Here is a 12,052-nt window from a genome sequence, read left to right as displayed (position 1 = left end):
ATGCCCCGGTCGGGAGGACTCGTCCAGGCCGGGCAGAACTGAGCACAGTTGACTTTGTGGGTGTGAATCATCCAACCTCGGACGCCACCTTCAGGTCAATGCTGTTATTCGGTGATCGCATCACTTGTCGGCCTGGAACAGCCGCCCGAAATGGTGACCTTGTGTGGGTTCTGTCCGGAGGGGAAAGGGCAGGGGCCCGTCGCGGGGATCGCATTCGACAGGGCGCCGCCGACCGGCATACCAGTGGGCATTGGCCAACCGTCACGGCTCGCGGAACGCCGGTCCTGGCTGGACAGGACTCCCGCCGAGAGTTGACTCGATTCCGCCGTCTGCTGTCCGCCTGTTGGCGCCACGGGTGGGCCTCACTCGGTCGGTTGGCTCGCTTCCGGTTGCCCGGTGTGGCGCATAGCCAGTTCGTCGAGGATGGCGGCAGTGGCCGTGGCTCCGAAGCGGCTGGCACCCGCTTCGAACATGTCCAGCAGGGCGTCGAGACTACGCACTCCACCGGCCGCTTTCACACCCATGTGGGGAGGGGCCTGCGAGCGCATCAGCCGTACGTCGCTCAGGGTGGCTCCCGTGGGGGCGAAGCCCGTAGAGGTCTTCACGAAGTGCGCACCGGCGGACTCTGCTACGACGCAGCCCCGGATCTTCTCCCGGTCCGTCAGGTAGGCGTTTTCCAGAATGACCTTTACCAGTCCGCCCTGAGCGGCCTCGACGACGGCCGCTATGTCGGCACTTACAGCGGCTTCGTCCCCTGCTCGGAGCCGGGCGATGTTGATGACCATGTCGAACTCCACAGCACCGTCCGCCAGCGCTGCGTGCACCTCAGCGGTCTTGACCGATGTCACGGACGCACCGTGCGGGAAGCCGATCACCGTCCCCACCGCAGTGCCTGTCCCGGCCATTTCCCTGGCTGCTGGCCCAACGTCGGTGGGTTTGACGCAGACGGAAGCCACCGCGTACCGGGCAGCCAGTGCACATCCTGTGCGCACCTCGGGCCAGGTGAGTTCGGGCCGCAGCAAGGAGTGGTCGATCATTTTGGCCACCTCGGCCACTCCGAGTCCGCTGGTACGCGTGAGGGCGGCGAGGGTGAGGTCGTCGGTCATCGTGGCTGTCTCCGGAGGTCTGGATATACATGGTCGGTACGGGGAATTCGCCTGGCTGGCCCTACGGTGCCTGTTCGGTGAAGGCCTTGAGCAGCGTCAGATAATCGGTGAGGAACGCGTCTGCCCAGCGCGGCCCGAACCGGGATTCGTCCGTGCGCAGTTCCACGAGGACATGCTCCTTCCCGTCCCGCACGAGCAACCGCACCCCTCCTCGGGGCACCTCGTTGCGCGGAATCCGGATCATCGTCACGCGCAAGGACTCGTCAGTGAACGACCAGCCGGTCCCGGCCTGTGAAACGTCGAAGTTGACGTACGCGGGCACTGCGCCGGGGTCGCCCCGATGGCGCACGCCGTAGCGCTGTGGATCAAGTTCCCGGGTCATCAAGGCGTGCGGCAACTCCTGGTGCCGCAGGACGCCGAGGAGCGTTCCGGTCTCACGCCGAACGAGTTCGGTGAAGGGGGGCGCGTCGCTCAGGTCGGTACGCAGGACGCACGGCGTGGCGAAGTACCCGACTGAGTGCAGCACATCGTCGCGATGGCGATTGCTGATCGAACCCATGACTGCCACGTCACCGGCCTGGTCCGGGTTCATGCCGAGAGTCAGTCGGCGTCGGCGCATGACGTCCTTCAGGGCGGCGGCGAACACCGCCGTCAGGGTCACGCGTTGTCGCCGCACGGCCTGTCGCAGCCGACCGCACGACGACGGTTCGATCGTGGCCCGGCGCACCAAGAGTTGATGGCTCGGTGCCGGCTGGAGTGCGTCGCTTGCATGGGGATCGTGTAAGTGGGAGGGCGGAATGGCCCCGACACCGTCGAGTTTGCGGCGCCAGTACGACAGGAGTCTGTCGAGGGTCGGTCCCCGCAGGTGGAGGCGCTCAGAGTGGGCGAAGTCGAGGAACTGCGTGCTGATGGCGGCCAGCGCCTCGGTGTCCGCCGCGTAGATTCTGAACAGGTCCTCGGCCATGATCCGGCAGGACTCACCGTCGACAATGATGTGGTCGATCACGAACCCCACGACGTGCAGAGCCGGAGAGATCCGCACACACAGCAACCTGACGAGCGGGCCCTTCGCCAGGTCGAACGGCACCGCAGCGGCCTCGGCGATCACGGACCGGGCACGATGGAGGCTGGTGGAGTCGTCGGCCCCGACATCGACGACTTGGAAGCCAGCGTCCTGGGGTGCGCGCAACTCCGCGGCCTCATCGCCCCCGGGGCGGCCTGGGAAGACGAGGCGCAAGCTCTCGTGACGCTGCTGGAGTGCCAGATACGCTTGCCGGAGCCGTCCTGTGTCCAGCGGGCCTTCGACGACGCAACCGAACGTCAGTACGTTGTTCTGGAGGTGCACATCCCGCCCGGCGGCCAGCCGTTCCTCCTGCGTGAAGGACGCCTGCAATGCCGCTCTGCGATCTGCGTGCACCAGTTTCATCGCATACATGAGGATCCCTTCCTGGCGCATAGCGCCTCCACCATGTCGAGTGGGCGCGCCGGTCCCGTGCCTGCGGTGAGCAGAGCCTCGTGAAGGGGCCGCAAGTATTCGGCGACGAAGCCGGCGTCCTGCCACTGCTCGAACCTGATGCCGAAGCCCAGGTCGCACCAGAGGCGGGCGTTGTGCTCCTCGTGCTGTCCCGAGGGTTCGAGCAGGACGAGGGGCGTGGCGGACCACAGGGAGTCCAAGAGAGTACCGCCGCCAGGTTTGCTGACCATGGCTATGGCCTCGCGGGCCAGGTCGAAGGAGGAGTGGTGAGCGGTGCCGCGCCGGAATTTCACCGTGCGAGGGTCCTGTCCGGGAGCGAGGTGGCCGAGCGGCGGATATCCGTCGTCGTGCCACGGATGCCAGGACGGGTCCATCAGGTACGCGCGGGTTCCCGCGGGCGCGGACGCGGCCTCATCCAGCTCGTGGACGACGAGGTCGAGAGCGTGCCCCGCGGCGGAGAGATCTGCCGCGCGCTGCCGATAGGTGCCCATACCCCAGCCGCCGCCGTGCACAAGGAGCCGTCCGCCGCGTTCTGGCCACCGCACCGGCGGCCGGCGGGTGACCGGGATCGTGCAGGGCAGGTCGCTGCTGGCCGACGAGGCGAGCCGGAAGACCTGCGTGCCGACCGGGGAGGGCGCGGCGCGCTGGAACGACGGGGACTCCACGGAGTCGACTTGGCAGATGGTCACCTCCGGCACCCGTAGCCCCAGGGCGGACAGGCGACCCAGCGCCCCAAGCCAGAATCCGGAGAACACCACCACACGCTGCACGCCGAGCTGCCTCCAGCGCCGGTGCAGCGCTACGAGCGCCGCGTCGTCGATGGCCTGGGCGGGGTCGGCGGCAAGACGCTGCCCTGCCCGGGCGACGCGAAAGTCCCGGTGAAACAGGCTGCGGGAAGCCTCGACCATGCGGAGCCGGTCATCGGGAAGCAGCCGCTCGATCACCTCCACGACGACCTTCGCTCCACGTTCGCCGAGGCGGGAGGCGAGCAGCAGCCCCGGTACGTGAACGCCGAGGGCGACACCCGAGGTCAGTATCGCGATCACGAGCGGCCGACCAGGGCGGAAGCCACCGCGTCGAGACTCACTACCAAGTGGCGTCCTGCGTGCTGCTGGGTCCAAGCCCGCTGTTCGGCGGAGTAGCGCCGGGGCACCACCTCCACGAGCATGATCAGGTACAGGTAGCAGCGATAGAGGTGAAGACGCAGGCGTACGGAGTCGGTGAACGTCACGTTTCCCCCCGCTGCCGCATACCCGGCCAGGAAGTCTTCGTCCTGTTCGATGTCACCGAACAGCGAGAGGGAGACGAACTCGGCGACCGGGTCGCCCCAGAACATCCGCTCCGCGTCAATCACTCCGCTGAGGTTCCGGGCTCCCGGCGCGCCGTCGAGCAGCAGGTTTCCCTGCCACAGGTCGAAGTGGACCAGGACTGGACGGGGCACGTCGGCCAGCACGGGTTCGGCCGCGGCGAACACCTCGCGCACCCGTTTCACGGGATGGGGCAGCTGGACGTCGTAGCGCACCGCATCGTCCAGGACGGCGGCTGTCATGGCCGCGAATGTGTGCCTCCAGTTGGCGGCCGGCGGGCCGAAGGGCCGGGCGGGGTAGCCGTACTCAGGGCCGGTTGCGGTGTGCAGCCGGGCGACGACTTTGCCTAGTTCCGCCCGCAGTCGCGTCCGTTCACCTGGGCTGAGGGATGCGTCGGTCTCGTGCCATGGGACACCGGAGCATTCGGTCATGACGAGGCCCGCCACGACGGGCGGCTCACCGACGGACTCCACATGGATCAACCTGGGCACCGGTACGTCCGGAATGTTCAGCGCCGCTGCGTAGTACTCGGTCTCACCGCGCAGCAAATTGTGCTCGTAGGCCAGCGTCGCCCCGCTGCCCGGGGACGGCGGTCGTTTCACGACCCATCGGCGGCCGTCTCGGAGCACCACGCGGAGAAGAGAGTTGTAGGTCCCTCCGGCCAGCGGCGCGCACTGCGCCACGTCCGCCGGTGTGACCGAGACCGATGCGAGCAGGGCGGCGGCCCCTGGGGCGAGGTCCTCAGGTCTCATGTCTGCTCCCAGTCAAAGATGACGGTGTGATTTCACGTCGCGCAGTCCGGTGGAGGCGCTCCATCGTGACGATTCTGGGCCGGGCCGCCGCCAACTGAGCGCCCCAGTGCCCCCCTCGGCCGCTCATCAGGTCGGCGACACGGTCGAGTTGCTGTACGTAGTACGACACCGGCTCCGTGCGTGTGATCTCCGTACGGCCCGTTGTGGTGCGCACGGCGACGTTCAGCGGCACCGCACCCGCTGTGGGCAGGAGGACACCGCGGACGCGGACGCGCGCCTCGTCGAACTCGAAGACGTGCTCAGCGGTGTGACGTGCAGCGAAGGAACACGACAAGGTGGCCTTTGCCGCGCCCGGCAAGGACAGCTCCGCTTCGAACGCGTGGTCGACGCCATGGGGCTCTACGCTTCGCGCCGTGCCAGTGCCAGCGCCGCTGGCCGGGGGCAGTCCGACGGTGTCCTGGAGCGCCTGGAGCCAGTAGCTCGCCGAATCGAGGAAGATGCCGCCGCCGAGCTCGGGTCGTAGGCGGAATCCGCCGGAAGCGGGTGGCTGGAAGCCGAAACGGCTGTGCAGGCCGTGGAGCCGGCCGAACCGCCCCGCTTCCAGCATGTGCCGTACGACGTCGCTCCAGGGGTGGCGGAGGGTAGGGAGCGCCTCCAGGACCTTCCCGCCGCCGAAGTGTTCGGCGTCCCGTAGCGTGTCGCACTCCGTGAGGCCCAGGCACAGGGGTTTTTCAACCAGCACCGTCTTTCCTTCAGCGATGGCCATCCGGGCCCAGTGGGCGTGGGCAGAGTTGTGCAGCGAGACGTAGACGATGTCGACATCCGGTGCCGTCACCACGTCCTCGTAGCTCGAGAGCACCCTGACCCGGTGCCGTTGTCCGAACGCCGAAGCACGGTCCCTGTCGGACGCCGCCACAGCACGCACGGTGATGTCGCGTCGTTCCCGGCTCGGGGTGATCACCGCACGTACGGCGATGCCGGTGGCGCCGATCAGGCCGATGCCCCAGGTCATGCTGCCCCCGCGAGGACGACCCCGGCCGACGAGGCAGCGGCCCGGGTGCGTATCCGCAGGCGGGCGAACGACTCCGGCGGGCAGAAGACAGCGCAGACCAGGCGCCCCCGGGAGGCGGCGAGCGAGCCGCCCACCAGGGGAAGGACGCCGGGTGCGCTCCCGCCCGCGTAAAGCAGTTTCTCCGCGCGCAATGCCCGAAGGAAGTGGTCCATGGCAAAGCCGTCCGGGACGGCCACGTTCTCCTGCCATAGGTGGCTGCGCAGACCGTACTCTCGCACACGCTCATCGAGCCGAAGGTTCAGACCGCCCATGGACATTCGGGCATTTATCTCCAGAACAGGGACCCAAGTTCCGCTCCGGAGCACCATGGAGTCCACGCACACGGGGCCGAAGTACCCTGCCGCCGCCAGTTCGCGTGCGACGGTCTCCAACACGTCCGGGTGGGGAGGGTGCCGCAGTGCGCTCGTGAGGGCGCGGGGTGCCGGCCCGGACATTTCATGGCGGTAGCCAGAGTTGACCAGGCTCTGCACACCGAGTAGCCGCCAGGAGCCGTCACGGTCGAGATGGAAATGGGTGGAGAAGTCCGCGACGCGGTCGTAGCGCGGCTGCACCACGAGCTCGACGCGCAGCCCTCGCTCCTCCTGGCCGCGCAAGTGCTTGCTCAGCCGGGCCAGCCGCCGGTCGGAGGTCACCTCGAAGGTGCCCCGGCCAGCTACCCCGTAAGTATCCTTGACGAGAATGACCGGGTGGCCCTGGTCAGCGGCGGATTGCACTGCCGTGTGCAGCTCTGCTGTCGAGCTGACAACATGACCGGCACCCACCAGTCCATGCCGGACGGACAGGCGGCTGGACCACGCCTTGCTGTTGACCTGGACCACGTCATCCTCGCACGGTACGGCGTTCGCGTGCCCGGTCAGTCGGGCGAGTTCGGCGGTCGCGGGAAGGATCGCGTAAGGGCTCAGGCGGCGGTATTCGCTGATGGCGCGCAGGAGTCCGGGGTTCTCGAGCAGTTGGTGCTCAACGTCGGCGGCACCGTCCACGTCACCCACGTAGCGATGCACGCATCCGAATCCCGCCGCTTCCAAGGCCCGAAGATGAGCCTTGTCTATCGCCCTTCGGGTGATCAGCAGATCACCCGGCGTGGCTGCAGCGAATAGTGCCTCGTCCATGCAGGCCACGAGACGGTCGGCCATCGGGTCGGTTAGCATGGGCAGGGACGCGAGGCCGCCCGGGCGCCAGCGCCGTTCAGCGTCGAAGGAACCGAAGTGCACGGCCTCTCCGCTGGACGGGCACCCATGGCTCACTGCTCGCGTACCAGCGGCATAAGGACCTCCACAGTGAAGAACCTCACCGACCTCAGGTGGTCCAGCCGCAGGTTCTCGTAGTCCAGCTCTACGTCGAACTCGTCCTCGACGCGCAGCAGGAACTGGATGGCCTGCAGGGAATCCAGGCCGAGTTCCTGGACCATGTCCGCGTCCATCGTGACCTGCTCCGGCAGGATCTTGCCCGCCAGTACCTCCGTCAGCACGTTCCGCACTCGGGACTCCAGCTCGGTGATCTGGGCCGCTCTGTTCATGGGCGTCACACTCCGTTCAGATAGAGAAGGATGCACTTGGAGCAGACCGGCATCATGCCGGTCTCGGCGAGGACGGAGCGAACACGGCGGAACCGTTCGCTCTGCCACAGGTCCGCCGTCGAGTGCTGGTAGAGATTGCCCACCACGAACTCCGGAAAGAACTTGCACGAACTGACGTTTCCGTCGGCGTGTACCTCCATCCGGTTGGTCACGGCGAGGCATCGAGTGCGTCGCTGTGCCGGCCGGGAGGTGCCAAGGATGAACGATTCGACCTCGTCAGGCTCCAGCTGCGGCTGGTAGCGCACCCGGGGACGCCAGACCCGGCCGGCCAGCCGTGCCATGGAGTCACGCAGTGCCGGCAGCAGTTCGGGAGGCAGTTGGTACGTATACGAGTGCCAGGTGGGGCGTGCGGTACCGGTGTCGGGTGACAGCCACGCGAAATGCTCGCTGTAGACGGAGTCCATCGACTGCGCGACATCGGGGCTGATGTACCAGGGGAACTGGAAGTAGACGGTGTTGACGTCGAGTTCCTCTGCCCATTCCATGAACTCATACATACGGTGCACCGTCACGTGCGAGACCATGCAGGAAAGAGACAGTTCGCCATGGAAGTCCCCCCTGTGTTTGAGGTCGAGCATCGTTTCGATGTTGCGCGTGGTGCGCTCGAACGTGCCCCTGCCGCGCAGTTCCTCGTGATCCGCACCAAGACCGTCCAGGCTGACCAGCAGGTTGAGGTCTTGCCCGATCCGTAGCAGATCGTCCATCCGGCGCTGGAACAGCAACCCGTTAGTGCACATGTTCACCGTGCGCGGGAAGCGCTCGATCAGTCGCGACACATCAGTGAACCGGCTGTGCATCAGCGGCTCGCCGCCCCATAGGAAGAGCTTGCCGTGTACCGGTGCGGTGGCTGCCAGCACGTCCTCGACGATGGACAGGTCGAGTTCGGTGCGCTGCTTGTCGATCCCCCAGTCGCGGAAGAAGCCCTGCTCGTTCCACTGGTAGCAGTGCGTGCAGCGGAGGTTGCACTTGTAGGTGAGTTGTAGACTGACCTCGCGGGGGACGTCCGAGGCGTAGCCTGCGTCCCGGCGCAGTCGCGCCCGCGACTGCGACCGGATCGACACCGTGTGCTTGATGTCGGAGAACTCCTTGGTGGTGAGCGTGCGACTCGTTCGCGGGTGCATGCTGCTCCTAGGTGTCGCGGGCTTTTTGAGTGTCAGCGGTCGGTCCGGCCGGATCGCTCCGTTCCCTGGGCGGCTGCACGGCGGGCAGGGTGCGTACGGAGGGAACCAGTAGCAGCGCCGTACAGCCCAAGAGCAGGGCCGCGGAGGAGATGAGCAGGACGGTCGTCGCGCCTGTCAAGGCCGTGGCCGCACCGGTGAGCGCTCGACCCGCGGGCATGAGCCCGATGGAGCCGATCACGTCGTAGGCATGAATACGGCTCAGAGCATGTGGCGGCGCGTGCGACTGCACCGAGGTCGCCCACACAACTGCCCAGTAGGCATTGGCGGCGCCGCCCGCTACCATCGCCGCTGCCACTAGGGCCGCCGACAGGTCGAAACCAATCACGATCGGGAGCGGCGTGAATGCGAGCAGCGCCAGCAGTCCCGTCCGTAAAGGGCGGACGGGAGCGGTCCACAGAGCGAGCAGCCCACCGATTACAGCGCCCAGACTGAAAGCTGATATTAGCCAGGCGTAGGCCGACGGGCCGAACCGGTCGATGAGCACGATGGCTTTCAGCACATCGAACGGGCCGAAAACCACCAGGCCGAACAGCGAGAACACCGACACTACGGACCACAACCAAGGCCGGGCGGTGAACTCGTCCCAGCCCTCACGCAGTTCCTTCCAGACTTTTGGCGGGGCCTCGACAGGATCGGAGCTCTTCAGCCGGATGCGTGCGATCAGCCAGGCACTCGCGGCGAACGTGCAGGCGTCCAGGACAATGACGATCGCGGCGTCCGTGACTGCAATGACCACACCGGCCAAGGCGGGCGCGGCGAGTGACACGACGGACTCCACGGTGCGGACCGTGGCATTCGACTGCCGCAGCCGGTCCGGCGCCAACTGCCGCAGCATGCTGGCGACGCCCGGCTGGAAGAACGCCTGCGCCGCCCCAGAGCCGAGCGACAGCACCAGGATCTGCCACAAGGACGGGCGTCCGGTCAGGAGCAGCAGCGCCAGAAACCCCTGGAACACGGCGCGGACAACGTCCGCGACGACCATGGGGGTCCGGGCACTGAAGTGATCCAGAATCACTCCTCCGAATGGCATCAGCAGTACCACGGGCGCCAGGGAGGCACCCATGACCACACCGACGTCGGAGGCGCCGAAATCCTGCTGGATCATGGCGGCGGCGAGCCCGATGGGGAAGACCGCGTCGCCGGCCCGGGAGAGCGCTCGGGCTACGACGAACCTGCGCAGTCCGAAGTCACGCCCGAGAACTCTCCTCATGGTGGAGCGTTCGCCTTTCGTCGCGGGGGCCGTGGGGCCGGGCGGGGCGTAGTCTCAGTAGACCTGCACACTCTGTGGCTGGAAGGGCAGCGAGGGCGTTGCATCGGTGACGCCCACCGCTCTGCCGGTGCAGTCAGGATTGGGGAAGAGCGCGGCGGTTCGCGCCGCCGTGTTCACGGCCGATCGGGCTCTGTTGCCCCACCCATGCTCCACAAGGTCGACGCAGACGCTCGCGGAGGGGTCGAGGGACTGCACCGTGAAGCGCTCGCCTGAGTAGTCAGCGCCTTCGAACAGGCACAGTGTGCGATTGAAGGGACACGCCGTCCCGGGATCCTCCTCGGCGCTGGCATGCGCCAGTCCGGGCGCGGCCCAGAGGAGGCCGGCCAAAGTGGTGGAGCCGACCAGGGTACGAGCTAACCGTGCCCCGTTACCCGTGCTGCTTGAGAACATGCTGATGATTCCCCCTCGCCCGTTGGCTTCGAGTGAGGTGGCACGAAAGCGCGACGCGCCGTTTCGTAATGGAGCGGCGTGCTCGATGACGGCCGGATAATTCGAGCCGGCGAATCCGGGATTGAGACCGGCCGTGAGCCCGTGGCCCGTCAGCAGAAGGGGCGGGCGCCCTCCTTGCCACCTCACGGAAGTGAAGCGCGCCGATTTCCTCATGTCAACAGTGCCCCCTGAACGGAATGAAGCAGATCTCGAGACCCGCAGACCAATACGACGTCAGTACGTCCGAGGTGCTTGCAGGTGTTCGCAAGTGTTCAAAAACTGTGACCGAGGAGCGATCCCGCAGCACTCCTCGGTCATCTTTACCGGCGCTGTCGCTTGCACGCCGATGGGGCTGCGCATGCTGGCGTCACAGCGCTGAGCTGCAACGTTTTACGCAACTTCCTTGATGATCTCCGACCGAGTGCCCACAGGGCGCCTGACGAGAAACCGTCAAACCGCACCATAGAGTCCTGAATCGGGCACGGCGAAGGTGGCGTGAAAGTTGTTGTGAATTTTTGTTGCGACATCTACGTTCTTAGGCATGGCGAATCATCAAGAGAAGAGACTTTCTCGATCTCACCACGTGTGATGTGGCCCTCCAAGGGAAACTGCTGTACGAACTCTTCGGCGATGAAGAGCTTGACCGTGTCCATGTGCAGAGCGTGCCTACTCCTTTGTTGCACCTGCGATATTTTCTGAGGGCTGTTCTGTTGCGTGGCGGGACCCTGTAGCGGGGCTTCCGCATTCCCTGAAAGGGAGTATCCGTAGCGACTCACTAGTGTCCCGCGGCGGTCACCCGACGGACGGATGCAGGAAGGTCATGAAAGTTTTCACCGAGCTGCGTGACACCTTCGACCCTATTGACGACTCCGGCCATTCCGGTTCCCTAGCCCTCGACCGGCGGCTCCTCGAGGGAGCGGCGGGGCTGCCTGGCGAAGCCGTCCCGCGGATCGAGGAGCTGTTGCCGAAGCCGATGCCATGAAGGGAATAGTCCTGGCCGGCGGAAGTGGTACCCGGCTGTACCCACTCACGCACGCCATCTCCAAGCAGCTCCTGCCGGTCTACAACAAGCCGATGGTCTACTACCCACTGTCGGTGCTGATGCTGGGCGGCATCCGCGACATCCTGGTAATTTCCTCGCCGGAGCAACTGCCCATGTTCCATGAGCTGTTGGGCGACGGTCGCAGACTCGGTCTGTCCCTCTCCTATGCAGAACAACCCCAGCCTGACGGCATCGCGCAAGCCCTGGTGATTGGCGCTGATCACATCGGCACTGACCCCGTAACGCTGGTTCTTGGCGACAATGTCTTCCATGGCCCCGGCTTCTCCCGACTGCTCCGGAGCCGGCTGCCGCACGTCGATGGAGCCCTTCTCTTCGGATGCTCCGTCAGCGACCCCCAGCGGTACGGAGTGGGGGAGGTCGCAGCGGACGGGCGCCTGCTCTCCATCGAAGAGAAACCCGCCCAGCCACGGTCCAACCTTGCACTCACGGGGCTGTACGCATATACCAATGACGTCATCGACATTGCCAAGAACTTGCGTCCCTCGGCACGCGGCGAGCTGGAGATCAGCGACGTCAACCGCGCCTACCTCGACCAGGGCAGAGCGCAACTGGTCAATTTGGGGCGCGGGTTCGCCTGGCTGGACACTGGCACACACGACTCTCTGCTCCAGGCCGCGCACTACGTACAAGTAGAGGAGCAGCGGCAGGGTGTGCGGATTGCCTGCCTCGAAGAGATTGCCTACCGGATGGGCTTCATCACCGCGGAGCAGTGCCAGGAGTTGGCCTCCCGCTTGAGACATACCAGTTACGGCCGCTACCTCCACGACATCATGAATGAAGAGCGAACATCTAGCGATTGATAATCGGATGAGAAGGGCGATT

12 protein-coding genes are annotated in these 12,052 nt (G+C 66.1%); 2 read left to right on the top strand and 10 right to left on the bottom strand.

From position 1 onward, the window contains the following. Positions 1 to 362 precede the first annotated feature (362 nt). From deoC to RI578_RS00295, 10 genes are all read right to left on the bottom strand, one after another. Positions 363 to 1,106, bottom strand: coding sequence for a deoxyribose-phosphate aldolase (gene deoC / locus RI578_RS00340; protein WP_310869120.1), 744 nt, complete (start codon positions 1,104 to 1,106; stop codon positions 363 to 365). Between the two features lie 61 nt (positions 1,107 to 1,167). Continuing rightward, a complete protein-coding gene (locus RI578_RS00335; protein ID WP_310869119.1) occupies positions 1,168 to 2,562 on the bottom strand; it encodes a condensation domain-containing protein in 1,395 nt (464 codons plus the stop codon). After that, on the bottom strand, positions 2,529 to 3,626 hold the full coding sequence (locus RI578_RS00330; RefSeq protein ID WP_310869118.1) for a hypothetical protein: 1,098 nt from the start codon (positions 3,624 to 3,626) through the stop codon (positions 2,529 to 2,531). The genes RI578_RS00335 and RI578_RS00330 overlap by 34 nt, the downstream gene beginning before the upstream one ends. Next, on the bottom strand, positions 3,623 to 4,639 hold the full coding sequence (locus tag RI578_RS00325) for an aminoglycoside phosphotransferase family protein (protein ID WP_310869117.1): 1,017 nt from the start codon (positions 4,637 to 4,639) through the stop codon (positions 3,623 to 3,625). The genes RI578_RS00330 and RI578_RS00325 overlap by 4 nt, the downstream gene beginning before the upstream one ends. After that, complete coding sequence (locus tag RI578_RS00320; protein WP_310869116.1) at positions 4,629 to 5,651, bottom strand: Gfo/Idh/MocA family oxidoreductase; 1,023 nt, start codon at positions 5,649 to 5,651, stop codon at positions 4,629 to 4,631. The genes RI578_RS00325 and RI578_RS00320 overlap by 11 nt, the downstream gene beginning before the upstream one ends. Continuing rightward, the gene (locus RI578_RS00315) at positions 5,648 to 6,844 is read right to left on the bottom strand and encodes a hypothetical protein (RefSeq protein WP_310869115.1); all 1,197 of its coding nucleotides are present in this window, start codon (positions 6,842 to 6,844) and stop codon (positions 5,648 to 5,650) included. Before RI578_RS00315 ends, RI578_RS00320 begins: the two co-directional genes overlap by 4 nt. Positions 6,845 to 6,951: 107 nt before the next feature. Beyond that, the gene (locus RI578_RS00310; RefSeq protein ID WP_310869114.1) at positions 6,952 to 7,227 is read right to left on the bottom strand and encodes an acyl carrier protein; all 276 of its coding nucleotides are present in this window, start codon (positions 7,225 to 7,227) and stop codon (positions 6,952 to 6,954) included. A 5-nt stretch (positions 7,228 to 7,232) separates the two neighbouring features. Beyond that, on the bottom strand, positions 7,233 to 8,348 hold the full coding sequence (locus RI578_RS00305; protein ID WP_310869113.1) for a radical SAM protein: 1,116 nt from the start codon (positions 8,346 to 8,348) through the stop codon (positions 7,233 to 7,235). Between the two features lie 67 nt (positions 8,349 to 8,415). Then, positions 8,416 to 9,678: an MFS transporter gene (locus tag RI578_RS00300; protein WP_310869112.1), complete on the bottom strand. Its 1,263-nt coding sequence runs from the start codon at positions 9,676 to 9,678 to the stop codon at positions 8,416 to 8,418. A gap of 54 nt (positions 9,679 to 9,732) precedes the next feature. Then, positions 9,733 to 10,128 carry a peptidase inhibitor family I36 protein gene (locus RI578_RS00295; RefSeq protein WP_310869111.1) on the bottom strand — a complete coding sequence of 132 codons (396 nt, stop codon included), beginning with the start codon at positions 10,126 to 10,128 and terminating at the stop codon, positions 9,733 to 9,735. 859 nt (positions 10,129 to 10,987) lie between these two features. Here RI578_RS00295 and RI578_RS00290 point away from each other — a divergent pair. Both RI578_RS00290 and rfbA read left to right on the top strand, forming a co-directional pair. Then, positions 10,988 to 11,149, top strand: coding sequence for a hypothetical protein (locus tag RI578_RS00290; protein ID WP_310869110.1), 162 nt, complete (start codon positions 10,988 to 10,990; stop codon positions 11,147 to 11,149). Beyond that, the gene (gene rfbA / locus RI578_RS00285; RefSeq protein WP_310869109.1) at positions 11,146 to 12,030 is read left to right on the top strand and encodes a glucose-1-phosphate thymidylyltransferase RfbA; all 885 of its coding nucleotides are present in this window, start codon (positions 11,146 to 11,148) and stop codon (positions 12,028 to 12,030) included. The genes RI578_RS00290 and rfbA overlap by 4 nt, the downstream gene beginning before the upstream one ends. Positions 12,031 to 12,052 lie beyond the last annotated feature (22 nt).

It is taken from the genome of Streptomyces sp. BB1-1-1 (genome assembly GCF_031597775.1).
GTDB lineage: Bacteria > Actinomycetota > Actinomycetes > Streptomycetales > Streptomycetaceae > Streptomyces > Streptomyces thinghirensis.
The sequence above is the reverse complement of the archived record's forward strand: the minus strand, read 5'-3'. Positions and strand labels throughout refer to the sequence as shown.

Bases quoted from the DNA above. Each gene is read 5' to 3' on its own strand.
- RI578_RS00300 (WP_310869112.1), bottom strand. From the start codon at position 9,678: ATGAGGAGAGTTCTCGGGCGTGACTTCGGACTGCGCAGGTTCGTCGTA.
- RI578_RS00290 (WP_310869110.1), top strand. From the start codon at position 10,988: ATGAAAGTTTTCACCGAGCTGCGTGACACCTTCGACCCTATTGACGAC.
- rfbA (WP_310869109.1), top strand. From the start codon at position 11,146: ATGAAGGGAATAGTCCTGGCCGGCGGAAGTGGTACCCGGCTGTACCCA.
- RI578_RS00315 (WP_310869115.1), bottom strand. From the start codon at position 6,844: ATGGCCGACCGTCTCGTGGCCTGCATGGACGAGGCACTATTCGCTGCA.
- RI578_RS00310 (WP_310869114.1), bottom strand. From the start codon at position 7,227: ATGAACAGAGCGGCCCAGATCACCGAGCTGGAGTCCCGAGTGCGGAAC.
- RI578_RS00295 (WP_310869111.1), bottom strand. From the start codon at position 10,128: ATGTTCTCAAGCAGCACGGGTAACGGGGCACGGTTAGCTCGTACCCTG.
- deoC (WP_310869120.1), bottom strand. From the start codon at position 1,106: ATGACCGACGACCTCACCCTCGCCGCCCTCACGCGTACCAGCGGACTC.
- RI578_RS00320 (WP_310869116.1), bottom strand. From the start codon at position 5,651: ATGACCTGGGGCATCGGCCTGATCGGCGCCACCGGCATCGCCGTACGT.
- RI578_RS00325 (WP_310869117.1), bottom strand. From the start codon at position 4,639: ATGAGACCTGAGGACCTCGCCCCAGGGGCCGCCGCCCTGCTCGCATCG.
- RI578_RS00335 (WP_310869119.1), bottom strand. From the start codon at position 2,562: ATGCGCCAGGAAGGGATCCTCATGTATGCGATGAAACTGGTGCACGCA.